Origin of the sequence: Leeuwenhoekiella sp. W20_SRS_FM14, from assembly GCF_052119605.1 — a bacterium.
In the GTDB taxonomy this organism is placed as follows: Bacteria; Bacteroidota; Bacteroidia; order Flavobacteriales; family Flavobacteriaceae; genus Leeuwenhoekiella.
Genome location: NZ_JBGQOK010000003.1, coordinates 292,025 through 316,536, shown reverse-complemented (window position 1 = coordinate 316,536; position 24,512 = coordinate 292,025). Strand labels below are relative to the sequence as shown.

Below are 24,512 nucleotides of genomic sequence, written 5' to 3'. Positions count from 1 at the left end.
TAGAGAAATGGGTTTAAACAATCTAAAACCGGCAGCAGGCTCGGTAAAAAAGAACGACAGCAGGCGAGGTCGTGGTGAAGCTACAGGAAATGGCGGAACCGCTGGCCGTGGGCACAAAGGTGCGAAGTCACGATCAGGATATTCTAAGAAAGTAGGTTTTGAAGGTGGTCAGATGCCACTTCAAAGACGTGTTCCTAAATTTGGTTTTACTAATGTAAACCGTAAGGAATTCTCAGGTGTAAACCTTGATACTTTACAAGAGTATGTTGACGCTGGAAGAATCCAGGACGAAGTTACTATTGATGTTTTGGTTCAGAACAGATTAGTAGGTAAAAATGACTTAGTTAAAATTTTAGGTCGTGGAGAGCTAAAAGCCAAATTGAAGATTAGTGTTCATAAATTTACAGCCTCAGCACAAAAAGCTATAGAAGCAGCAGGCGGAGAAGCAGTAACTTTATAACATTATTTAGTATGAAGGCTATAGAAACGATTAAGAATATCTGGAAAATAGAAGAGTTGAAGAATCGCATTCTTCTAACCCTTGGTTTACTATTAGTATACCGTTTTGGGGCTCAAATAGTTCTTCCAGGTATTGATGCATCTCAATTAGCCAACTTGTCTGCTCAGACAGACGGAGGTTTACTTGGGTTACTAAATGCATTTACAGGAGGGGCATTTTCAAATGCCTCTGTATTTGCTTTAGGTATTATGCCTTATATTTCTGCATCTATTGTTGTGCAGCTTATGGGTATTGCTGTACCTTATTTACAGAAGCTACAAAAAGAAGGAGAAAGTGGTCGTCGTAAGATTAACCAAATTACACGTTGGTTAACTATTGCAATTACTCTTATTCAAGGACCTGGTTATATAACCAACTTGTTTAATATACTTCCTGCTGATGCTTTTGTTATGGGAAGTAATGTTACTTTCATTATTTCTTCAGTTATTATTTTGACTACAGGTTGTGTATTTGCAATGTGGTTAGGTGAGAAAATAACTGATAAAGGTATAGGTAATGGTATTTCACTATTAATTATGGTGGGTATTATAGCAAGATTACCTCAATCATTTATTCAGGAGTGGATTTCAAGAGTTTCTGAATCTAATGGAGGTTTAATTATGATTTTAATTGAACTTGTAATCTGGTTTGTTATAATTCTTCTATCTGTATTACTTGTAATGGCAGTTAGACAAATACCGGTGCAATATGCACGTAGAACTGCAAGTGGGAGTTATGAACGTAATGTTTTTGGAAGTAGACAATACATTCCATTAAAGCTTAACGCTTCTGGTGTTATGCCTATCATATTTGCTCAGGCAATTATGTTTATTCCTGGTGCCGTTATTGGTTTATCAGAATCTACCACTGCACAATCAGTTGCTGCTGAATTCACTAATATATTTGGTTTTTGGTACAACTTTGTTTTTGCATTATTAATTATAATTTTTACTTACTTCTATACTGCAATCACGGTGCCTACTAATAAAATGGCAGATGATTTAAAAAGAAGTGGTGGTTTTATAGCAGGTATTCGACCAGGTACAGAGACTTCTGAATATTTAGACAGAATTATGTCTCAGATTACGCTACCCGGATCAATATTTTTAGCATTGATTGCTGTTTTTCCTGCGGTTGCTGTAAGTGTTTTAGGAATGCAACAAGGTTGGGCACTTTTTTATGGTGGTACTTCTTTGCTTATTCTTGTAGGTGTAGCAATAGATACTATGCAACAAGTAAATTCTTATTTACTAAATAGACATTACGATGGCTTAATGAAGTCAGGTAAAAATCGAAAAGCAGTAGCATAATGGCAAAACAACAAGCAATAGAACAAGACGGTTCAATAATTGAAGCATTGTCTAACGCAATGTTTAGAGTAGAACTCGAAAATGGTCACATTGTGACTGCGCATATCTCAGGTAAGATGCGTATGCATTATATTAAATTATTACCTGGAGATAAAGTAAAACTAGAAATGAGCCCATACGATTTATCAAAGGCTCGTATAACTTATAGATACTAGACAAGATGAAAGTAAGAGCATCAGTAAAGAAAAGAAGTGCAGACTGCAAGATTGTACGTCGCAAAGGAAGATTATACGTTATTAATAAAAAGAACCCTAAGTTCAAACAAAGACAAGGTTAAGGATTATGGCTAGAATTGCAGGGGTAGATATCCCAAAACAAAAGAGAGGTGTAATCGCTTTGACGTACATCTTTGGAATCGGAAATAGCAGAGCTCAGAAGATATTGGCTCAGGCAGATGTTGATGAGAATTTAAAAGTAAACGAGTGGGATGATGATCAAATTGGTCGTATTCGTGATGCTGTAGGTTCTTATAAAATTGAAGGTGAACTTAGAAGTGAAGTTTCAATGAGTATTAAGCGTCTTATGGATATTGGTTGTTACCGTGGTATCAGACACCGTTCTGGATTACCATTACGTGGTCAACGTACCAAAAACAACTCAAGAACCAGAAAAGGTAAGCGTAAAACGGTTGCTAACAAGAAAAAGGCAACTAAATAATAAGTAACAATGGCAAAGCAAAACACTAAAGGTGGAGGAAAAGGCGCAAAAGCTACTAAAGGTACAAAAAAGCGCAAGGTAATTGTTGAGTCGATAGGTGAAGCACACATTTCAGCATCGTTCAATAACATCTTAATTTCTTTGACAAATAAAAAAGGTGATGTTGTTTCTTGGTCTTCAGCCGGAAAAATGGGCTTTAGAGGTTCTAAGAAAAACACTCCTTATGCAGCACAATTAGCTGCTGAGGATGCAAGTAAAGTAGCTCACGAAGCTGGTTTACGTAAGGTTAAAGTTTATGTAAAAGGACCAGGTAATGGTCGTGAATCTGCTATACGTTCTATCCACAATAGTGGTATCGAAGTTACAGAGATCGTAGACGTTACACCATTACCACATAATGGATGTCGTCCTCCTAAGCGTAGAAGAGTTTAATTAATTATTTATTTTATATCAATCGGGGATCAACGATTTTGCGAAGGACTAGACCTTAATTCCTTAATCACCCCACAAATTATTTATTAGAATGGCAAGATATACCGGTCCTAAAACTAAAATCGCTCGTAAATTTGGCGAAGCAATTTTTGGAGATGACAAATCTTTTGAAAAAAGAAATTATCCTCCAGGTCAACACGGAAACAACAGACGCCGTGGTAAAAAGTCTGAATATGCAATACAACTTCAGGAGAAGCAAAAAGCAAAATATACTTATGGGATTTTAGAAAATCAATTCCGTAATATGTTTGAAAAAGCAACTCGTTCTACTGGTATTACCGGGGTTGTGTTATTACAATTATGTGAATCTCGTTTAGACAATGTAGTTTATAGAATGGGTATTGCTCCTTCTAGAAGATCTGCACGTCAATTTGTATCGCACAGACATATTACTGTTAATGGAGAATTAGTAAACATTCCTTCTTATCAAGTAAAAGCTGGTGATACAATCGCTGTACGTGAGAAGTCAAAATCTTTGACAGCTATACAGGATTCTCTTTCAAATGCAAGCCACGTTTATGAGTGGATCACTTGGAATAATGACACCAAACAAGGTACATTCGTTTCGGTTCCTGAACGTATTCAGATACCTGAAAATATCAACGAGCAATTCATCGTTGAATTGTACTCTAAATAATAATAACAACTCTTAGAAAACATAATATGGCATTACTAAATTTCCAGAAGCCCGATAAAGTCATAATGATAGACTCTACCGACTTTGAAGGTAAGTTTGAATTCAGACCTTTAGAGCCAGGTTACGGTTTGACTGTTGGTAACGCGCTACGTAGAGTATTACTTTCTTCTTTAGAAGGTTTTGCTATTACATCTGTACGCGTAGAGGGTGTAGATCATGAGTTTTCAACTATTGCGGGAGTTGTAGAAGACTTTACTGAAATCATTCTTAATCTTAAGCAAGTACGTTTTAAAAGACAGATTGATGAGATAGATAATGAGACTGTAACCATCTCTGTTTCTGATAAAGAACAGTTAACTGCAGGAGATTTCCAGAAATTTATTTCTGGTTTTCAAATTCTCAATCCAGAATTGGTTATTTGCAATATGGAGAAGAAAGTTAACATCAACATGGAGATCACGGTAGAGAAAGGTCGTGGTTATGTTCCTGCTGAAGAGAACAAAAAACAAAATGCTCCAATAGGAACTATCTTTACAGATTCGATATATACTCCAATTAAAAATGTGAAGTATAGTATAGAAAACTTTCGTGTTGAGCAAAAAACGGATTATGAGAAATTAGTTTTTGAAATCATCACTGACGGTTCTATTCATCCTAAAGAGGCTTTAACTGAAGCTGCAAAAACATTGATTCACCATTTTATGTTGTTTTCTGATGAGCGCATCACCCTTGAGGCAGATGAGATTGCTCAGACTGAAACTTATGATGAGGAATCTTTACATATGCGTCAATTGCTTAAAACTAAATTAGTGGATATGGATTTATCTGTACGTGCACTTAACTGTTTAAAAGCTGCTGAAGTTGAGACTCTTGGAGACTTAGTTTCTTATAATAAGAATGATCTTATGAAGTTCCGTAATTTCGGAAAAAAATCACTTACAGAGCTTGAAGAGCTTGTGAACGTAAAGGGTTTAAACTTCGGTATGGATCTTTCAAAATACAAATTAGATAAAGACTAGTAACGCAGCATAATTTGCTCCTCAAAAAGGGTAGAGCAAGATGTTTGCTTAAATTAAAATGTCATGAGACACGGAAAAAAAATAAATCATTTAGGACGCCAGACAGCACATAGAAAATCTATGCTTGCAAATATGGCATGTTCTCTAATTGAGCATAAACGTATCAATACTACAGTTGCTAAGGCCAAGGCGCTTAAGCAGTTTGTAGAACCTATTGTTACAAAATCTAAAGTAGATACTACACATAATCGTCGTATCGTAATGAGCAAATTGCGTCAAAAAGATGCAGTTGCAGAATTATTTAGAGATGTTGCTGTAAAGGTAGGAGATCGTCCAGGTGGTTATACGCGTATTATCAAGTTAGGTAATCGTTTAGGAGATAACGCTGATATGGCGATGATCGAGCTTGTTGATTACAATGAGATTTATAACTTAGGTAAAACTAAGAAAAAATCTACTCGTAGAGCCGGTAAGAAAGTTGCTAGTACAGAGGCTAATGCTGCTGCTACTAAAAAAGAAGCTCCAAAAAAAGAGACTAAAGGTTCTGATGAAGAAGAATAGAAATTTCTTTAATATCGAATAAATTTTAAAAAGGATAAGCCGTTTAGGTTTATCCTTTTTTTTATAATTAATTTTGCCACAATCCAATTAGTATTTTAAAAGAACAACATGAAGTATCAAACCAATCGTAAAGCATTAATTCTACTTGCTGACGGAACTATTTTTTATGGTAAGGCTGTAGGAGACAAAGAAGGTACAGCCTTTGGAGAAGTTTGTTTTAATACCGGTATGACCGGATATCAGGAGATTTTTACTGATCCGTCTTATTTTGGTCAATTAATGGTTACTACAAATGCTCACATAGGTAACTATGGTGGTAATAATGATGAGACCGAATCTGGTTCTGTAAAGATTGCAGGTTTAATCTGCCGTAATTTTAGTTATAATTATTCACGTACTCGTGTTGATGAGTCTTTGCAATCTTTTCTTGATAAAAATAATCTATTCGCAATTTCAGACGTAGATACCCGGGCTTTAGTTTCTTACATAAGAGATAATGGAGCTATGAATGCCGTAATTTCTACAGATGTCGATAATATAGAGGCACTTAAAGAGCAACTAGCTAATGTGCCAGATATGAATGGTCTGGAATTGGCGTCAAAAGTGTCAACAAAAGAACCCTACTTTTTTGGTGATGAAAATGCTTCATACAAAGTAGCTGCTCTAGATTTAGGAATTAAGAAGAATATCTTGCGTAATATGGCTTCACGTGATATATATATTAAGGTATTTCCTTTCGATACTACATTTGAGGAAATGGAAGCCTGGAATCCTGACGGCTATTTTCTTTCTAACGGGCCTGGAGATCCAGATCCTTTGAAGCATGTTATAGAGACCACAAAAAATATTTTAGCTGCCGATAAACCACTTTTTGGGATATGTTTAGGTCATCAAATAATTGCACTTGCAAATGGTATAAGTACTTTCAAAATGCACCACGGGCATAGAGGAATAAATCACCCTGTGATGAATCATGTTTCAGGTAAAGGCGAGATTACTTCTCAAAATCATGGTTTTTCAGTAAATTATGAGGAGGCTAAATCCAATACTAATTTAGAAGTTACACATCAACACTTAAATGACAATACGGTTATGGGTTTAAGGATGAAAGATAAAGCTTGTTTTTCAGTTCAATATCATCCTGAAGCTGGGCCTGGTCCTAATGATGCGACCTATTTATTTGATGAATTTATAGGTTTAATGAAAAAGAAAACTGCATAAGCATAAAACCACATAAATAACACTTTTAAGAAATTATAGAAATGTGATAAAAATAGCCATTTCTTAATAGGTTTTGTAAGTATTTTATATCTGGGCTTGTAGTTTTAAATTATCATTAAATTACAGCTAAACCACTTACTAAGGTTTATAAATACTGGCTTATTCAGTATATTGCGCATACTAAAAGAACTAATCAATTTTAAAATAATATGAGTATAATTATCAATATCCACGCACGTCAAATCTTAGACTCACGAGGAAATCCCACAGTAGAAGTAGATGTTTTAACCGAAAATGGAGTTTTAGGTAGAGCAGCAGTTCCTTCAGGAGCTTCTACAGGTGAGCACGAGGCTGTTGAACTTCGTGATGGGGGTAAAGATTATATGGGTAAGGGCGTTTTAAAAGCTATTGATAACGTTAATACAATTATTGCTCAGGAACTCCTAGGAGTTTCTGTATTTGAACAAAATCTGATAGATCAAACAATGATTGATCTTGATGGAACGGCTAATAAATCTAAATTAGGTGCTAATGCAATTTTAGGAGTTTCTCTTGCAGCTGCAAAAGCAGCAGCAAATGAATTGAACATGCCTCTTTATCGTTACGTAGGTGGTGTTAGTGCAAATACACTTCCTGTACCTATGATGAATATTATAAATGGTGGGTCACATAGTGATGCTCCTATCGCTTTTCAGGAATTTATGGTAATGCCGGTTAAAGCAGAAAGCTTTACGCACGCTATTAAAATGGGTACAGAGATTTTTCACAATCTCAAAAAAGTATTGCACGACCGTGGTCTAAGCACTGCTGTAGGAGATGAAGGAGGTTTTGCACCAACACTCGAAGGAACTGAAGATGCTATTGAAAGTATTCAAAAGGCAGTAGAGAATGCAGGTTACAAATTTGGAGACGAAGTAATGATCGCTTTAGATTGTGCAGCAGCAGAATTTTATGTAAACGGAAAATACGATTATACTAAATTTGAAGGTGATAAAGGTGTTATTCGCTCTAGTGAAGAACAAGCAACTTACCTTGCCGAATTAGCAGCAAAATATCCTATTATCTCTATAGAAGATGGCATGGATGAGAATGACTGGGAGGGATGGAAATCTTTAACAGAAAAGATTGGCGATAAAGTACAGCTGGTAGGTGACGATTTGTTTGTTACTAATGTTGAGCGCCTTTCTAAAGGAATTGAAAACGGTATTGCTAATTCAATTTTAATTAAAGTAAATCAAATTGGTACGTTAACTGAAACTATAGCTGCAGTTAATATGGCTCACAATGCCGGTTATACATCAGTTATGTCGCACCGTTCTGGTGAAACGGAAGATACAACTATCGCAGATCTTGCAGTTGCACTTAATACAGGACAAATAAAAACCGGTTCTGCATCGCGTAGTGATCGTATGGCAAAATACAATCAATTGCTGCGTATAGAAGAAGAATTAGGATCTGTTGCTTATTTTCCTAAAATGAATGCTTTTAAAATAAAGTAACCTTATTAAAAAATATAATTTAAAAACACCCATATGGGTGTTTTTTTGATTTAAAGAGGTTTAGAAAACTCCTTATTATTTCAGATATTTTATTGAGATTATTTTTCATTTTAGTGGTTAAAACTTCTTTGTTTTAAAATAGCTGTCTATATAAACTTGTTGTCAAATTATTTTGTTTTTTTTAACCTCGTGAATGCCCTATTTGCTTTAGTAATCTCTCTTAATTTTGTATTTTAGCAACACTTGAATTTTTTGATAATTAGCTAAAACATATAATATAATGGCAGATAATGCTACGTTGACAATTGAGGGTAAATCCTATGAATTTCCTGTTATTACAGGTACTGAAAATGAAAATGCAATCGATATAGCTACTTTAAGAGCTGTAACTGGTGGTTACACAACAATTGATCCCGGTTATAAAAATACGGGTAGTTGTGAAAGTGCAATTACATTTTTAAATGGAGAGGAAGGCATTTTAAGATATAGAGGCTATTCTATCGAGGAACTTGCAGAAAAAGCTTCTTTTCTAGAAGTGGTTTATCTTTTAATTTTTGGTGAGCTGCCTACTCAAGATGAGCTTAAAAAGTTTCATAATGATATTAAAGAAGAAAATCACGTAGATGAAGATATAAAGAAAATCTTGAATGGTTTTCCTAAATCTGCTCATCCTATGGGGGTATTAGCTTCGCTTACTTCTGCATTAACAGCATTTAATCCTGGAGCGGTAAATGTTGATTCTGAAGAAGATATGTATAAAGCTATTGTTAAACTATTGGGTAAATTTCCTGTTTTAGTTGCCTGGACTATGCGTACTAAAATGAGTAAACCTCTTGATTATGGTGATGACAGTTTAGGCTACGTAGAAAACTTACATAAAATGATGTTTTCTAAACCGAATAGCGAGTACAAAGTAGATCCTGTAATTATTGAAGCTATTGATAAACTCTTAATCTTACACGCAGATCACGAGCAAAACTGTTCTACATCTACCGTGCGCATAGTAGGTTCTTCACACGCAGGCTTATTTGCTTCAATCTCAGCGGGTATTTCGGCACTTTGGGGACCTTTGCACGGAGGAGCAAATCAAGCAGTTATAGAAATGCTTGAAGCTATTAAAGCAGATGGTGGTGATACTAAAAAATACATGCAAAAAGCTAAGGACAAAGAAGATCCTTTCCGTCTAATGGGCTTTGGTCATAGAGTTTACAAAAATTTTGATCCCAGAGCAAAAATTATTAAAAAGGCTGCAGATGATGTACTAGAGCAGCTAGGTATAAACGACGAGGTATTGACAATAGCTAAGGGGCTTGAAAAAGAAGCATTAGAAGATGATTACTTTGTAAAGCGTAAGTTATATCCTAATGTTGATTTCTATTCAGGTATAATTTATCGTGCTTTAGGTATACCCGTCGAAATGTTTACAGTAATGTTTGCAATGGGTCGTATACCGGGTTGGATTGCACAATGGAGAGAAATGCGTTTACGCAAAGAGCCTATAGGAAGACCTCGTCAGGTTTATATAGGAGAGACTTTGAGATCATTTAAACCTATGGAAGAGCGCTAAACCTTCTGGTTTTCTATTATAATAGCGGGTTTTTGATCATTGTCAGAAACCCGCTTTATGTTTATATATTTTTGATAATTACATTTTATGATAAAACTTAATATAAACGATGAGACCTCACGTCTTCGTTCTGTGATATTAGGAACCGCAAAAAGCAATGGTGGTGTACCTGCTCTTGAAGATGCATACGATCCTAAATCTATGTTGTATATTAAATCAAATACCTATCCTAAAGAGGAGGATATGGTAAGTGAGATAGAAGCTGTAGAAGAAGTTTTTAATAAATATGGGGTACAGGTTTTTAGACCTAAATTAATTGAGAATTATAACCAAATATTTACTAGAGATATAGGTTTTGTAATTGATGATATATTTATAAAAGCAAATATATTACCAGATAGAGAACAGGAAATCGAAGCTATTGAGCATGTTTTAGCTCAAATAGATCCCGATAAAATAATACGATTTCCTGAAGAGGCTCACATTGAAGGGGGTGATGTAATGCCTGTGGGAGATTACATTTTAGTGGGAGTTTATAGAGAACCAGATTATTCAGATTATATTATAGCGCGTACAAATATGCTGGCAGTAGAATTTCTACAAAAAACATTTCCAGAGAAAAAGGTTATGTCTTTCAATCTTAGAAAATCTAACGTAAATCCTTATGAAAATGCCCTTCATTTAGATTGCTGTTTTCAACCCGTTGGAGATAAGTATGCCATTCTACATAAAAATGGTTTTTTAATAGAGGAAGAATATGAGTGGTTATTAAATCATTTTGGTAAAGAAAATGTCTTTGAGATAGATTCTGATGAAATGTTTAGTATGAATTCAAACATTTTTTCTATTTCTCAAGATGTTGTTATATCTGAACGAAATTTCACCAGATTAAACACGTGGCTTCGCAGTAAAGGTATAACTGTAGAAGAAGTTCCTTATGCCGAAATATCTAAGCAAGAAGGACTTTTAAGATGTAGTACACTTCCTTTAATTAGAGAGTAAAATACTTTAAAACTTACATTTAATCGCGTAGGAAAATCGTGTGCACAATCAAAATACGTATTCTACATTTGCCTGAAAATTTTCCCTATGAAACAAGTTACTGATACCGTGTTAATGGTGCGCCCCGTGGCATTTAGAATGAATGAACAAACTGCCGTTAATAATTACTTTCAAGAAGAGTTAGCTCTTAAAAATGATGAAATAAACAAAAAGGCACAAGGGGAGTTCGATAAGTTTGTATCAAAGTTAAAAACTGCCGGTATTAACGTACTTATTTTAGATGATGATAAAACATTAGATACTCCAGATTCAATATTTCCGAATAATTGGGTAAGTACTCATGAGAATGGAAATATTGCAATTTACCCAATGTATGCAGAAAATAGAAGAAAAGAGCGTCGAGAAGAGTTCTTTACCCTTCTAGAAGACTCAGGGTTTATGATTAATAATATCATAGACTATACAGAAGCAGAAGAGGAAGGTATTTTTTTAGAAGGTACAGGTAGTGTCATTTTAGATCGAATAAATGAGAAAGCCTATTGTGCACTTTCTGCACGTGCAGACGAAGACTTGTTTATCGAATTTTGTGAAGAGTTTGAGTATCTTCCAGTTATTTTCACTGCGTATCAATCTGTTGAGGGTAAACGTCTGCCCATTTATCATACAAATGTAATGATGTGTGTAGCAGAAGAGTTTTGTGTGATTTGTTTAGAGTGTATAGATGATAAGAAAGAGCGAAAATTTGTACTGAATCAGCTAAAGGAATCAGGTAAAGAAATCATTTCCATTTCTGAGAAACAAATGCATCAATTTGCCGGCAATATGCTTCAGGTTGCTAATGCTGAAGGTAAAAAATATCTGGTAATGAGCTCGAGTGCACATCAATCGTTAAATAATGGTCAGATAGAAAGTATATCTAAATACAGTGAGATTCTTAGCAGTGATTTAGAGACTATTGAAACGTGTGGTGGAGGTAGTGCCCGTTGTATGATGGCAGAAATTTTTCTTCCTAGAAAATAAATCTATTTTTTCCAGTGACTCAGGTTCATTAACCATTTAAGGATCATCCAAACCATAAATAAACTTAGAGGCAGTGATGTTACTATGAGTAACTTTTGTGCGGCTATTAATACATTACTTTCTTTACGCACAAATCCTAATAAAACGAGGCCTACTGCACTTAGAGTGAGAATTATACTCCATAAAATACGGTGTCTCTTTGAAGGTTCTTTGGTTGCAGTAGAAGTAAATGTGCTTAATACATAGATTGCAGAATCTAATGAAGTAACTAAAAAACCTATAAGTAATAAAACAACTATACTATTTACAACAACCTGAAGCGGGTAATTAGATAGAAATTCAAAAAGCGACGTAAATACATTATCAAATTCTCCTGAATACGTTTGCCAGTTTGCTATAAGTTCAAATGCTGACTGCCCAAAAACTGTAAACCACAGGAATGTTCCTAAAGAGGGAAGAAGTAGTACTCCTATTATTATTTCTCTAATGGTTCTTCCGTGACTAATACGAGCTATAAAAATACCTGTAAACGGTGCCCAGGCTATCCAGAATGCCCAGTAATAATAGGTCCAATCTGTTAGGAATTGCGTGCCGGGATTGTAGTTGCCCAGCGCAAGGCTCATAGGTATAAAGTCTACAACATAATGATAAAATGATATTGCAAATTGTTTTAGTATGGCTATTACATCACTTTGTATAATGACAAAGAAAAGTAATGCGAGGGTGAGGTAAATATTTGCAGTAGATAAACGCTTTATACCTTTTTCAACACCGCTTAATGCTGAAACTAAAGAGAGTACGCCTACTACTAGAATAAGTGCTATGATGTAGTTAGAACTTAATGTAATTCCTAGTAAATGATCTAATCCGCCTTTAATTTGGCTGGCACCTAAACCTACGGCTGCAACAAGACCAAATACCGTTGTAAGCAGAGTCAAAAGGTCAGTTATAAATCTTCCGGTAAATTTTAATTTATGTTCTTTATTTTCTAATGTGTTGAATACTGTACTACTAGTTAAAACAGGTCTACTAAATTTAAAAACAGCTGTACCTATGGCTAAAGCAAAAAGGGCATAAAATGCCCATGCCGTAAATCCCCACTGGTAAAATGTAAATTCAAGAGCGATTGTTTGTTTAGATGCATTGGTATTTATAGGGGGATTTAAAAGCATATAAACAGGTTCTTGCACGGCTCTTAATAAAATACCGGCTCCCATTCCTGCACTGTAGAGCATCGAGACCCAGGCCATTCTTGAAAATGCAGGTTTTTCGTTAGATTTTCCCAGTTTGTAAGTTCCCCATTTAGAAATTGCAACAGCGACTAATATAAGAACACAACATAAACCCAGAACCAGGTAAAATTGTCCGAAGTAGTTGCGAACTTCGAGAGATATATTCTCAATGATGTTATAACTCTCTTCAGTAAAAGCATAAAAGAAAAAACATATAATTAATAGGATCACGATTGCTGTTTTAAGCAGTAGCGCATCCTTAAAGTTTTTTGTGGGTCTGATAGTTCTTATTTTTTAGGATTATATTTTGCGATACTTCGAATCATTCCATCAAAAATGAAATAGTGGAAAGGTAACATGCTAAACCAGTACAATCTACCCCAAAGCCCCCGAGGTCTAAAGGTTGCTGTTTGATGCAGTACATTATGATCATCAATCTCCCAATCTAACCAGGCTTCGCCCGGTACTTTCATTTCAGCAAAAAGCAATAATCTTTTTTCTTTTTTATCGGCTAATAATACTCTCCAAAAATCAAGAGAATCTCCCTCATAAAGTTCGTGAGAATGGGTGCGTCCTCTTCTAAGTCCTACACCACCAAAAATTTTATCTATAAAGCCGCGTATCTTCCAAAGTCTATTTGCATAATACCAGCCACGATTTCCCCCTATAGACCAAATATTTTCTAGTGCTTGTTCGGGATTTTTTAGTTGTATTCTTTGTCGATCTTTTAAACAACCAAATTCAGGAACTTTAATATATTCACTTACATCTTTCCTAAATCTTCCACTTACCATAGAGTCTTTCCAGCTTGAGACAACTTGATTTTGTACTATCTTTTCAAAAGCCAATTTGATAGCCTCTGTGTAGGTGAGCGGTTTTATATTGAGTATTTCCTGTAATCTGGTGTCTCTGGTAATTACTTCTACGCGCATACTGTCTACCAGATTTAACGCAAGTTTGTAACTCGTGGAGGTTACAAAATATAACCAATAGGAAGATATTTTAGGACTCATTACCGGTACGTTAATAATGGTAAGTGACAGACCGCGTATTTTAGAGTAGAGTAACATCATCTCTTTGTAAGAAAGAATATCTGGACCGCCAATGTCAAATGATTCATTATAACATTTGTCATTTCCTAAAACACCAGATAAGAATTGTAATACATTGCGAATTGCAATCGGTTGGCAACGGGTGGTGACCCATTTAGGAGTGATCATCACAGGTAGTTTTTCACATAAATCACGTATAATTTCAAATGACGAACTTCCTGATCCTACAATTATCGCAGCTCTTAAAACGGTAAGATTAAAATTCCCCTGATACAAAGTATCTTCTACTTGTTTACGGGATCTAAGATGCTTGCTTAAGTTTTCTTCATTAACAATACCACTCAGGTAGATTACTTGCTTACAAGCAGTTTCCGCGAGGTATTTATTAAAGTTTTGTGCAGACCGTTCTTCTTTCTCATCAAAGTCTGATGTAGATGAGGTCATTGAGTGAATAAGATAATAAGCTGCGTCTAAATCTTTTGGAAGCTTGTTCAAATCTGGTTCTTCGAGAAAATCTATTTCTACAATTGCAATACGTTCGCGTGTGCGCGCATTTACAGAGAGCCGATTTTTGTCTCTAACAGCACAAATAATTTCGTGCCCTTGCTCAAGCAACATTGGCAGCAAACGCATGCCAATGTAGCCATTAGCGCCTGTGAGTAAAATTTTCATAAAGCATTTTTATAAAGATAGGTATTACTAAAACTATTTAAGGTACTGTTAGATACTCAAACTACATACCTTCGGGAAGTTCTGGTAAGTTTTCTGCTTTATAATCCATTATTTTTTTGATAAAACTGTGGGTAGTTTTGTCTTTAGCTTTAGCTCGTATTTTTATAAAATAGTTATCTCTGTAAATACTGTATTCTTGAGCCTTGCCTTTGTATAAGGTGAGTTTGTAATACGGTATTATTAGAGCATAGGATTCTAGTAATGATCTAAAACCAATGATAATGCCATTCGGGCGCATTTCTATATTGCACGTATCAACATAGCTGTCAAGAATGAGTAGGTTATGAATCTCAATGCTTGTGCTTGTTATAAATAATTTTGAAGAGCCAATGCCGCGCATTTTTATACGTTCGCGCAGTGTAAATGGCGCACCTACCTCAGCATTAATTTTTTGTTTTATTTCAGGGTTATTGTAAGAAACATTCAGTAACATTTTTTCTTTTAAAGATACGAGTTTGTGTAGAAATTATATTTAGCAATCCTTAAATAGAATTAAAATAGAGACTATGTATTAGGCTGTAGGCTTTTCGCTTTGCTAAAGCCTGCTTTTGCTTATCTTTGCGGCTTCAGAAAAAACACTCATGAATTTACCAGAAAAATTAAGTCAAGCCGTTAAAGATGCGGTACAATACCTTTTTAATGCCGAATTAAACGAAGTAGAACTACAACCTACACGCAAGGATTTTGAAGGTGATTTAACGGTTGTGGTATTTCCTATTTTGCGAGTTGCTAAAGGCAATCCTGCGGTTATTGGCGAGCAAATAGGAGCCTATGTAAAGAAGAATCTTACCGAAATTTCTGATTTTAATGTGGTTAAAGGTTTTCTGAATCTGGTTATAGCAGACAGTTACTATCTAGAGTTTTTTAAGCAAATACGTTCTATAGAAAACTACGGACATAAACCTGCAAAAGGTAAGGCTGTTATGGTAGAATACTCTTCACCAAATACAAATAAGCCGTTGCATTTAGGCCACGTACGTAATAATCTGTTAGGATATTCTGTAGCAGAAATCCTAAAAGCCTCAGGTAAAAAAGTTTATAAAACACAAATTATAAATGACCGTGGGATTCATATTTGTAAAAGTATGCTTGCCTGGAAAAATTTTGGTAAGGGTGAAACACCCGAGTCTACAGGTTTAAAAGGCGATAAACTGGTAGGTAATTACTACGTGAAGTTTGATAAAGCCTACAAAGAAGAGCAATCATATCTAGTAGCTCAGGGAAAGACAAAGGAAGAAGCAGAGAAACAAGCTCCTTTAATCCTCGAGGCACAGGATATGTTGCGCAAATGGGAAGCAGGAGATAAGGAGGTAGTTGCGCTTTGGGAAATGATGAACAGCTGGGTTTATGCAGGTTTTGAAGAAACGTATAAAAATCTGGGTGTAGATTTTGACAGTTACTATTACGAAAGCAATACCTATTTATTAGGTAAAGATAATATTGAAGAAGGCCTTAGAAACGGAGTTTTTTATAGAAAGGCAGATGGTTCAGTCTGGTGCGATTTAACAGCAGACGGTCTTGATGAAAAAATAGTTTTGCGTAGCGATGGTACTGCGGTATATATGACGCAAGATATAGGTACAGCAATACAGCGTGTAAAAGATCACAACGATGTAGGCGGAATGATTTATACGGTAGGTAATGAGCAGGATTATCATTTTAAAGTCTTGTTCTTAATTCTGAAAAAACTAGGATACGACTGGGCAGAAAATCTGTATCATTTAAGCTATGGGATGGTAGACTTACCTAGCGGAAAAATGAAAAGCCGCGAAGGTACTGTAGTTGACGCCGATGATCTTATTAACGAAATGACAACCACAGCAGGCAATATTGCTGAAGAATTAGGTAAGCTTGATGGCTATAGTGACGCTGAGAAGCAGGAGTTGTATAAGATAATAGGGCTGGGAGCATTAAAATATTATATTCTTAAAGTAGATCCTAAAAAGCGTATTCTTTTCAATCCGGAAGAGTCTGTAGATTTTCAAGGAAATACAGGACCTTTTATACAGTATACCTATGCGCGTATTCAGTCTATTTTGAGAAAGGCAGTAGATAATGGGGTGCCGGTTACTGCAGATCATAATGACTTACATCCTAAAGAAAAAGAATTGATAAAGCAAATCGCTTTATATCCAGAAACCATACAATTAGCAGCAGAAAATCACAGTCCAGCTTTAATTGCTAATTATACGTATGATTTGGTTAAAGAGTTTAATTCTTTTTACCAGCAAGTTTCGATTTTAGGAGCAGATACAGATGAAGAGAAAAGCTTCCGCGTAGCGCTCTCAAAAAAAGTTAGTGAAGTAATAGCATCAGCTTTTAACTTATTAGGAATAGCGGTTCCTGAGCGAATGTAATTATTTGGAGCATTTTAAAAGAAGAGCAATCAACAGAACTAAATACGGTTAAATGAATATCTTCTGATTTGAAACTATTATTCTTGTATTCAAATCATTAAATTTGCAACCTTGAATCCATAAAGTGGAAGACTGAGTTCAGGTATAAAACCGGGTAAATTAAAAGAATACAAAATCCCTCGCGATTGATTCACGAGGCTGTTTATAATAAAATCTATGTTTGATAATTTAAGTGATAAGTTAGATAAGGCGATGCACGTGCTTAAGGGGCACGGTCAGATTACAGAAGTAAACGTAGCCGAAACTCTTAAAGAAATACGTCGTGCACTTGTAGATGCAGATGTTAATTATAAAATCGCAAAAGATTTTACCAGCACCGTTAAGGATAAAGCACTGGGACAAGATGTATTATCAGCGTTAAAACCGGGTCAGTTAATGACTAAACTGGTTAAAGACGAACTCACAAAATTAATGGGAGGAGATGCAGAAGGTATTAATCTTTCAGGCAATCCTACTGTTATACTAATGTCTGGTTTACAGGGTAGTGGTAAAACTACTTTTTCTGGGAAGCTGGCAAATTATTTAAAAATTAAAAAGACCAAAAAACCTTTACTTGTAGCCTGTGACGTGTATCGTCCTGCAGCGATAGATCAACTTCACGTAGTGGGAGATCAAATAGGCGTTGAGGTATATTCTAACAGAGAAGAGAAAGATCCCGTAAAAATATCACAAGCCGGTATTGCTCACGCAAAAGCAAATGGTTTTAATGTGGTAATTATAGATACCGCGGGTCGACTTGCAGTTGACCAGGCAATGATGAATGAGATTGCGGCTGTGCATAAAGCAATTGAACCTCAGGAGACGTTATTTGTAGTTGACTCTATGACCGGTCAGGATGCTGTAAATACCGCAAAGGCATTTAATGATATTTTAAATTTTGACGGGGTTGTTTTAACAAAATTAGATGGAGATACCCGTGGTGGTGCAGCTTTATCTATTAAAACGGTTGTTAATAAACCCATTAAGTTTATAGGTACTGGTGAAAAGATGGAAGCTATTGATGTCTTCTATCCTTCCCGTATGGCAGATCGTATTCTTGGTATGGGAGATGTTGTATCTCTTGTAGAACGTGCTCAGGAACAATTTGACGAAGATGAAGCCCGTAAGCTGCAAAAGAAAATTGCTAAAAATCAGTTTGGTTTTGATGATTTCTTAAAGCAAATTCAGCAGATTAAGAAAATGGGTAATATGAAAGATCTTATCGGGATGATACCTGGGGCCGGCAAAGCCTTAAAAGGTCTTGATATAGATGATGATGCTTTTAAAGGTATTGAAGCTATAATACACAGCATGACTCCAGATGAGCGTACGCAGCCTTCAATTATTAACAGCAGTCGTAAAAAACGTATTAGTAAAGGATCAGGAACTTCGGTACAGGAAGTCAATCAATTATTAAAGCAATTTACTCAAATGAGTAAAATGATGAAAATGATGCAAGGAGGTGGCGGAGCCAAGATGATGCAGATGATGAATAATATGCGATAAAATCAGTTAAATGTTAATGGTTAAAAGTTATAAGTGCTTTTCCAATAACAATTAACGCCTAACATTTATTATTGAATATGACTATTCTAGACGGAAAAAAAACCAGTGATGATTTAAAAAATGAAATCGCTCTGGAAGTTAAAGAAATGAAATCCAGAGGTGAAAAAGTACCTCATCTTGCAGCGGTTTTAGTAGGGAATGATGGTGCGAGTCTTACTTATGTGGGAAGTAAAGTGCGTTCTTGTGAGCGTATAGGTTTTGATTCTACATTAATTAAGTTAGCTGAAGAAACAACTGAGGAAGAGCTTTTAGATCAAATAGATCAGCTTAATAATAATCCAGAAATAGATGGATATATTGTGCAGCTTCCGTTACCAAAACATATTGATGAGCAAAAGGTACTACTTGCTGTTGACCCAGATAAAGATGTAGATGGTTTTCATCCTACAAACTTTGGCAAAATGGCTCAGGATATGCCGGTTTTTATTCCTGCTACACCTTTTGGTATTATGGAATTATTAAAGCGTTATAATGTTCCTACTGAAGGTAAACATACGGTTGTAATAGGTCGCAGCCATATTGTAGGGCGTCCTATGAGTATATTAATGTCTCAGAAAGGTAACCCGGGTAACAGCACCGTAACTCTTGCTCATAGCCGTACAAGCAATTTAGAAGAATTAACTAAACAGGCAGATATTATTATTACTGCATTGGGTGTTCCTGAATTTTTAAAAGCAGATATGGTTAAAGAGGGCGTTACAATTATAGATGTAGGTATAACTCGAGTTCCAGACGAGACTAAAGAACGTTGTTACCGCATTACTGGTGATGTAGACTTTGAAGCGGTAAGTAAAAAAGCAGATTTTATTACTCCTGTTCCTGGTGGAGTAGGACCTATGACTATCGCAATGTTGTTAAAGAATACTTTGCTGGCAAGAGCGAGACATAATGCACTATAAGTTTAATAAATAGGTTACAATAAAAAAGAGGTCTTTATAAAGACCTCTTTTTTATTAGGATTATAATATTTTATTTCAACAGATGCCGTGCACCCAGAGCAGCACCTATAATTCCTGCATGATTACGTGTATGAGCAGCCATAATAGGAATATCAGTTTTAAGATATTTAATATATTCATCTAAGTTTTTACTGGCGCCACCACCTATTATTATCAGTTCGGGTTGACTAATTTGACTTACTAACTGAATAAATTTATTAAAGCGTTTTCCCCACTTTTTAAAACTCATTTCGTTATCTAGACGTACCCGTCGAGAAGCAAATTCTTCAATTGAGGTTTTCTTCTTGTACTTCATTTGTCCCAATTCAAAATTAGGAATGAGTTCGCCGTTAAAGAAAACACCACTTCCTATACCGGTTCCTATAGTTACGGTTATAACCAGACCTTGCACTCCTTTCCCAACACCAAACTCCATCTCTGCGAGACCAGCAGCATCTGCATCATTCATTACGTTTACAGGTAAGCCTATTTTTTGAGAAATCATATCATCTACCTGTAAACCCAACCAGGATTTATCAAGATTACCATGTTCCAGGGCTTTACCTTTATGAATTACTGTAGGAAAACCAACGCCCACAACACCTTTCCAATCCCAATGTTTTACAACTTCGGCAATCGTTTTTACCATTGCTTTAGGTTCACGGGGCATTGGAGTGTCAAGTCTAAATCTATCACCTAAATATTTCTCCTGATCCAGATTAACAGGTACTCCTTTAATACCAGATCCTCCTACATCAACTCCAAGAATTTCCATATAATGTGTTTATTCTTAATTATAAATTTGCTTAAAAACGGTTTCTTATTTTAAGCTGTTTGCATTATTAGCTGGCAATTTATTGAAAAAGCACAAAAACGAAGAGAAGAATACAAAAAATATATAAAAGCCAATACGGTTTTAAATTTGTAGGATTACTGCCAAATAGAATTTTAACCCATCTGAATACCATAGGTCTGTTTTTGGCTATAAAATTATAAGCATGATCACTCAACCACCTAAAAGCGCTGTATTTTATATACCATCTGTGAAAAGGATAATCTTTAGAAGGAATAGACTCATACAATTTATAAGCAGAATCGGGACCGCTATAAATAAATCCATCCAAATCTATAAATCGGCTGGCTTTTTTAAATTCTTTAAGTGGGATATCTGGAAAATTATGAGCAGATTCCTGAAATGTAGTATAATAAACAGCATCGCCCGTCGCAAACTTCCAGCGGGTGACCCAAAATTTACAGAAACCACATGCTCCATCCCAAATTAAGATAGGTTTACTATTAGGTATATGGGTTGTTCTGTTAAGCTTCTGAAACATCAGTTTTTAATTCTTCTTCAAGTTGAGGCTCAGAATCCCCATATTCGTGCTTGTAAATTTTTACAATTAGTAAGAATAAACTGATGACTAGTGGTCCAAATATTAACCCTATAAAACCAAATAAAGGTACACCTACTATAACTCCAATTAAAGTAACTAAAGGATGTACGTTTGCTAGTTTTTCGAGTACATAAAGTCTAATTAGATTATCTGTAGAACCTACTACGACTAGACCGTAAATAGCAATACCTACTGCTTGCAAGTTGTCACCACCCGCTACCATTAAAATAACGACAGGAACAATACCTAATAAAGTTCCCACAAACGGAATCATACTTCCTATAGCTGTAATAACAAACCAGAAAAATGGGTCAGGTACCCCAAAAATAAAAAAGCCTATTAAAGCTACTACACCCTGTGCAATTGCTACAAGTGGTATTCCCAGTGCATTACTCTTTACCATTGCAACACTTTCTTCGCCAATACGTTTAATGCTTTCAGCATCTAAAGGGATAAATGCAAACAAAGATTTGCGCATTTCGGTACGATTTATGAGCATGTAATAGAGCATAAAGTACATAATACCTACGGCTATAAATACATTAAAAGTGCCACCTGCAAAATTTTGAAGGTTTGTAGATACCCAACTGGTAATAGAGTTGGTATCTATAGATTCGCTAACCTTAAAGCCTAAATCTGCCTCCCAGGTCCCCACTTGTTCTTTAACAACTTCAATCACCCGTTCTGAGTTTTTTACAGCTTTTCCTATTTTATTGGTAAGCATCATCACGGTTAGCCCTATAGGAACAATAATAATGAGGAAAGAAGCGAGCATTGCAAGACCAGCCGCTAAACCGGGTTTCCAACCACGTTTTACCAGTTTTTTTACAAACTTACGTAGTAAAACGTATAAGGTTATCGCTCCTAATACCCCAGATAAATAAGGAATCATCTCCTCAAGTATTAGTATAAAGAGGAATAGTATTAAGAGAATTAAAAAAAGCTGCCTTACGAGTTCTGGTTTGAGTTTATTCATTTTGCAAATAGTTGAGACATGTCTTTAAAGCTTTTAAATTCTAAAGCATTACCACAAGGATCATAAAAGAACATAGTGGCTTGCTCACCTACCTGACCCTTAAATCGAATGTAAGGTTCAATTACAAACTGTATATTTTTAGCCTTTAATTTATCTGCAAAAACCTGAAAATGTTCCCAGTCGAGGACCACACCAAAATGAGGTACGGGAACGTGTTTTCCGTCAACCTCATTATGATGTATTTTGGCCGACTCTTCTTTTGGTTTGTAGTGAATTACTAATTGATGCCCAAAAAAATCAAAATCAACCCATTCATCTGTACTGCGACCTTCAGCAAGTTCTAAAGTATCGCGGTAAAATATACGGGCTCTTTGTACATCGTCAACAGGTATTGCTAGATGAAATGGTGAAGGCATGGTTAGATTAGGTTTTTGGTTAGTTGTTTCTTAAAGCTTCAATAAGTTCTTTTTTGGTCATTTTTGAACGACCGCTTATGTCAACGTCTTTAGCCTGCTCGTATAATTCTTTCTTAGTGCGGTCTTCATACTTTTCAGCTTTACCACCTTTTTTGCCAGAATCTGGCGTGTTTGCTATACGTGCAGATTTTTCTTTGCTGTAACCCTTATCGCGTAAAGCTTCGTATTGTTCTTCGTTTTTTACAGAAGGAATTCTATCTGCCATAATTTTAAATTAAAAGGTGTTATTTAAAATTATAACGAATACACGAGTTGACAACCCGCATTAACACAGGTTTAATTATTGAATTCTTCGACAGTTATTCAATTCTTCTTCGTGGGCCACTTGGTTTTGGAGTGTTGCTTCCTTCAGCTATAAATTCTTTAGTGCTATCTATTAAAAGCGCATTTAGGTCTTTTAATTCGGTTTTAGTAAATTCTCTGTATTTGCCTACACCTACATCAAGGTGTATATTCATAATACGCACCCGTTTTAAGCGGGTTACATTATAGCCCAGGTGTTCACACATACGGCGTATTTGTCTATTGAGACCCTGAGTGAGAATTATTTTAAATCTGTTTTTACCTAATTGCTCTACTTCGCATTTACGGGTAATAGTGTCAAGTATAGGTACGCCACCAGCCATACTTTTTACAAAAGAAGCGGTCACTGGCTTATCAACTTCTACAATATATTCTTTATCATGGTTATTGCGTGCACGTAGTATCTTATTTACAATATCTCCATCATTAGTTAAAAAAATAAGTCCTTCACTAGCTTTGTCAAGTCTTCCTACAGGAAAAATACGAGTGGGATAGTTGATGTAGTCTATTATATTATCCTTTTCGACACGCGTATCTGTAGTGCAAACTATACCTACCGGTTTATTAAAAACTAAATATACGGGTGCGTCCTGTTTTTCGCCTACAAGCTTTCCATTTACACGTATTTCGTCATCGGCACTTACCTTGGTGCCCATTTCGGGTACACTGCCATTTACAGTAATTCTACCTGCGTCAATTAATTTATCTGCTTCACGTCGAGAACAAAATCCTACCTCGCTGAGGTATTTGTTTATTCGGGTTTTAGTGGGTTCTTCCATAGTTGTAAATGTAACGTGTTTAAAAATCAAATTAACGTTTTAGAAAATCTACGATTTGATCGTTCACTTTTGTATCGTAAAGAGAATGATTTAGCCCTTTTGTTTCTATATATTCTGAATTTTTATAAGTAGCGTGTATTGACTTTGAGCCTGAAGCCGGAGTAATAGTGTCGTCTTTATCGTGAATGATTAAGGCGGGAGTTTCAATATTTTTAGCAAAAACTGAAGAAGAAAAATCTGTAGTTTTAAAATTGAATCGCTTCAAGAAATAATTCTCGAGTGCATTCATTACCCGGTCGCTAAGATTTAATATTTTTTGATAATCAGTTAAAATACTTTCAAGTCTATCTGGAGCACCTAATACGACCAATTTTTTAGGTTTGAATGTTGATTTTTGAGATTGGTTAAATAAAACTGTCATCCCTCCAATAGAATGTCCTATCATATAATCTGGTTGGTATTTATCTAATATAGCAGTTAAAACTTGATCATAAATAGGTACGTATAGATATTTACCCGTACTGTAGCCGTGGGCAGGTGCATCAAATGCTATAATTGTATAATTTTCACTTTTTAAGCGTACAATCATTTCTTTCCAACGATGCGTGTGACTTTCCCAACCGTGTACGAGTAAAATTGTTTTTTCTCCACCAGACCATTTATAGGGTTGAATACGCAGCTCATCTATTTGTAAAGCCGGTTCAAGATTTGGTTTTAAAAAATCTTCGTGATGCGGACCTATTCTGCCTCTTCTAGGCTTGCTAAAAATTTTAAAAGCCTTTTTTGCTGCCGCTTGAGGACTAACTAGCGCCAGAGTGTTTACGTAGTTTCCTAAGATTTTAGGAAGCGTTTTCATAAAAAGTTTATTCATAAAAAAACCCTCTTTTAAAGAGGGTCAAATATAAGGGTTATGAGATTTCTAGCGTTTGTTTTCAGCATCTATCACGTCAGTATCTTTTCTATATTTAAGAAGAGATATACCAGATAAGAAGAAAACGCCTCCTAAAATGGCCATCGCCCAAGGACTAAGTCCTGTGCTTATACTTCCGAAGATGCCTAAAACACCTGCAACCAGTGCAATTGCACCTCCTATTACCATAACTAGAGCTAAAATCTTAATCATA

Annotated in this window: 28 protein-coding genes; 17 read left to right on the top strand and 11 right to left on the bottom strand. The window is 35.5% G+C overall.

Annotated features, from left to right (window positions below):
* Positions 1-7 precede the first annotated feature (7 nt).
* The 14 genes from rplO to ctlX all read left to right on the top strand — a co-directional run bounded on the left by rplO (position 8) and on the right by ctlX (position 11,544).
* The gene (gene rplO / locus ACEN25_RS07570) at positions 8-460 is read left to right on the top strand and encodes a 50S ribosomal protein L15 (protein WP_028376334.1); all 453 of its coding nucleotides are present in this window, start codon (positions 8-10) and stop codon (positions 458-460) included.
* 11 nt (positions 461-471) lie between these two features.
* Positions 472-1,809 (top strand): preprotein translocase subunit SecY, encoded by a 1,338-nt coding sequence (secY, locus tag ACEN25_RS07565; protein WP_028376333.1) that lies wholly within the window; start codon positions 472-474, stop codon positions 1,807-1,809.
* Positions 1,809-2,024, top strand: coding sequence for a translation initiation factor IF-1 (gene infA, locus ACEN25_RS07560; RefSeq protein ID WP_028376332.1), 216 nt, complete (start codon positions 1,809-1,811; stop codon positions 2,022-2,024). The genes secY and infA overlap by 1 nt, the downstream gene beginning before the upstream one ends.
* Before the next feature lie 5 nt (positions 2,025-2,029).
* Complete coding sequence (ykgO, locus tag ACEN25_RS07555) at positions 2,030-2,146, top strand: type B 50S ribosomal protein L36 (RefSeq protein ID WP_009779203.1); 117 nt, start codon at positions 2,030-2,032, stop codon at positions 2,144-2,146.
* 5 nt (positions 2,147-2,151) lie between these two features.
* On the top strand, positions 2,152-2,526 hold the full coding sequence (gene rpsM, locus ACEN25_RS07550; protein WP_028376331.1) for a 30S ribosomal protein S13: 375 nt from the start codon (positions 2,152-2,154) through the stop codon (positions 2,524-2,526).
* Positions 2,527-2,535: 9 nt separating this feature from the next.
* Positions 2,536-2,958: a 30S ribosomal protein S11 gene (gene rpsK, locus ACEN25_RS07545; protein ID WP_035899755.1), complete on the top strand. Its 423-nt coding sequence runs from the start codon at positions 2,536-2,538 to the stop codon at positions 2,956-2,958.
* A 91-nt stretch (positions 2,959-3,049) separates the two neighbouring features.
* The gene (rpsD, locus tag ACEN25_RS07540; protein ID WP_028376329.1) at positions 3,050-3,655 is read left to right on the top strand and encodes a 30S ribosomal protein S4; all 606 of its coding nucleotides are present in this window, start codon (positions 3,050-3,052) and stop codon (positions 3,653-3,655) included.
* A gap of 26 nt (positions 3,656-3,681) precedes the next feature.
* A complete protein-coding gene (locus ACEN25_RS07535) occupies positions 3,682-4,674 on the top strand; it encodes a DNA-directed RNA polymerase subunit alpha (RefSeq protein ID WP_028376328.1) in 993 nt (330 codons plus the stop codon).
* A 63-nt stretch (positions 4,675-4,737) separates the two neighbouring features.
* The gene (gene rplQ / locus ACEN25_RS07530) at positions 4,738-5,235 is read left to right on the top strand and encodes a 50S ribosomal protein L17 (protein WP_441802388.1); all 498 of its coding nucleotides are present in this window, start codon (positions 4,738-4,740) and stop codon (positions 5,233-5,235) included.
* Positions 5,236-5,343: 108 nt separating this feature from the next.
* On the top strand, positions 5,344-6,456 hold the full coding sequence (carA, locus tag ACEN25_RS07525) for a glutamine-hydrolyzing carbamoyl-phosphate synthase small subunit (RefSeq protein WP_441802387.1): 1,113 nt from the start codon (positions 5,344-5,346) through the stop codon (positions 6,454-6,456).
* 209 nt (positions 6,457-6,665) lie between these two features.
* The gene (eno, locus tag ACEN25_RS07520) at positions 6,666-7,955 is read left to right on the top strand and encodes a phosphopyruvate hydratase (RefSeq protein ID WP_441802386.1); all 1,290 of its coding nucleotides are present in this window, start codon (positions 6,666-6,668) and stop codon (positions 7,953-7,955) included.
* A 280-nt stretch (positions 7,956-8,235) separates the two neighbouring features.
* Complete coding sequence (locus ACEN25_RS07515; protein ID WP_028376324.1) at positions 8,236-9,522, top strand: citrate synthase; 1,287 nt, start codon at positions 8,236-8,238, stop codon at positions 9,520-9,522.
* Positions 9,523-9,609: 87 nt separating this feature from the next.
* Positions 9,610-10,524: a dimethylarginine dimethylaminohydrolase family protein gene (locus tag ACEN25_RS07510; RefSeq protein ID WP_441802385.1), complete on the top strand. Its 915-nt coding sequence runs from the start codon at positions 9,610-9,612 to the stop codon at positions 10,522-10,524.
* An 87-nt stretch (positions 10,525-10,611) separates the two neighbouring features.
* Positions 10,612-11,544, top strand: coding sequence for a citrulline utilization hydrolase CtlX (gene ctlX, locus ACEN25_RS07505; protein WP_441802384.1), 933 nt, complete (start codon positions 10,612-10,614; stop codon positions 11,542-11,544).
* A gap of 2 nt (positions 11,545-11,546) precedes the next feature.
* On the opposite strand, the gene ACEN25_RS07500 is transcribed toward ctlX, so the two are convergent.
* The 3 genes from ACEN25_RS07500 to ACEN25_RS07490 form a co-directional block, all read right to left on the bottom strand.
* Positions 11,547-13,007, bottom strand: a complete 1,461-nt coding sequence (locus ACEN25_RS07500; protein ID WP_441802383.1) for a BCCT family transporter — start codon at positions 13,005-13,007, stop codon at positions 11,547-11,549.
* Positions 13,008-13,063: 56 nt separating this feature from the next.
* Positions 13,064-14,500 (bottom strand): SDR family oxidoreductase, encoded by a 1,437-nt coding sequence (locus ACEN25_RS07495; RefSeq protein WP_441802382.1) that lies wholly within the window; start codon positions 14,498-14,500, stop codon positions 13,064-13,066.
* Positions 14,501-14,561: 61 nt separating this feature from the next.
* Entirely contained in the window at positions 14,562-14,993 is a 432-nt protein-coding gene (locus ACEN25_RS07490; protein ID WP_441802381.1) for a hypothetical protein, read from the bottom strand.
* A 148-nt stretch (positions 14,994-15,141) separates the two neighbouring features.
* Here ACEN25_RS07490 and argS point away from each other — a divergent pair, with 148 nt between their 5' ends.
* The 3 genes from argS to ACEN25_RS07475 all read left to right on the top strand — a co-directional run bounded on the left by argS (position 15,142) and on the right by ACEN25_RS07475 (position 19,421).
* Entirely contained in the window at positions 15,142-16,917 is a 1,776-nt protein-coding gene (argS, locus tag ACEN25_RS07485) for an arginine--tRNA ligase (RefSeq protein WP_441802380.1), read from the top strand.
* Positions 16,918-17,133: 216 nt separating this feature from the next.
* The gene (gene ffh / locus ACEN25_RS07480) at positions 17,134-18,462 is read left to right on the top strand and encodes a signal recognition particle protein (protein WP_441802379.1); all 1,329 of its coding nucleotides are present in this window, start codon (positions 17,134-17,136) and stop codon (positions 18,460-18,462) included.
* 77 nt (positions 18,463-18,539) lie between these two features.
* Complete coding sequence (locus tag ACEN25_RS07475) at positions 18,540-19,421, top strand: bifunctional 5,10-methylenetetrahydrofolate dehydrogenase/5,10-methenyltetrahydrofolate cyclohydrolase (protein WP_441802378.1); 882 nt, start codon at positions 18,540-18,542, stop codon at positions 19,419-19,421.
* 70 nt (positions 19,422-19,491) lie between these two features.
* Here ACEN25_RS07475 and ppgK read toward each other — a convergent pair whose 3' ends face one another.
* The 8 genes from ppgK to ACEN25_RS07435 form a co-directional block, all read right to left on the bottom strand.
* On the bottom strand, positions 19,492-20,235 hold the full coding sequence (ppgK, locus tag ACEN25_RS07470; RefSeq protein WP_441802377.1) for a polyphosphate--glucose phosphotransferase: 744 nt from the start codon (positions 20,233-20,235) through the stop codon (positions 19,492-19,494).
* A gap of 79 nt (positions 20,236-20,314) precedes the next feature.
* Positions 20,315-20,794, bottom strand: coding sequence for a thiol-disulfide oxidoreductase DCC family protein (locus tag ACEN25_RS07465; protein WP_441802376.1), 480 nt, complete (start codon positions 20,792-20,794; stop codon positions 20,315-20,317).
* Positions 20,778-21,830, bottom strand: a complete 1,053-nt coding sequence (locus ACEN25_RS07460; RefSeq protein ID WP_441802375.1) for an AI-2E family transporter — start codon at positions 21,828-21,830, stop codon at positions 20,778-20,780. The genes ACEN25_RS07465 and ACEN25_RS07460 overlap by 17 nt, the downstream gene beginning before the upstream one ends.
* Positions 21,827-22,246, bottom strand: a complete 420-nt coding sequence (locus ACEN25_RS07455) for a VOC family protein (RefSeq protein WP_441802374.1) — start codon at positions 22,244-22,246, stop codon at positions 21,827-21,829. Before ACEN25_RS07455 ends, ACEN25_RS07460 begins: the two co-directional genes overlap by 4 nt.
* Before the next feature lie 19 nt (positions 22,247-22,265).
* Positions 22,266-22,511: a DUF7218 family protein gene (locus ACEN25_RS07450; protein ID WP_441802373.1), complete on the bottom strand. Its 246-nt coding sequence runs from the start codon at positions 22,509-22,511 to the stop codon at positions 22,266-22,268.
* Positions 22,512-22,605: 94 nt separating this feature from the next.
* The gene (gene rluF, locus ACEN25_RS07445) at positions 22,606-23,388 is read right to left on the bottom strand and encodes a 23S rRNA pseudouridine(2604) synthase RluF (protein WP_441802491.1); all 783 of its coding nucleotides are present in this window, start codon (positions 23,386-23,388) and stop codon (positions 22,606-22,608) included.
* Between the two features lie 31 nt (positions 23,389-23,419).
* A complete protein-coding gene (locus tag ACEN25_RS07440) occupies positions 23,420-24,259 on the bottom strand; it encodes an alpha/beta fold hydrolase (RefSeq protein WP_441802372.1) in 840 nt (279 codons plus the stop codon).
* Between the two features lie 48 nt (positions 24,260-24,307).
* A complete protein-coding gene (locus ACEN25_RS07435; RefSeq protein WP_028376304.1) occupies positions 24,308-24,511 on the bottom strand; it encodes a hypothetical protein in 204 nt (67 codons plus the stop codon).
* Between the last annotated feature and the right edge of the window lies 1 nt (position 24,512).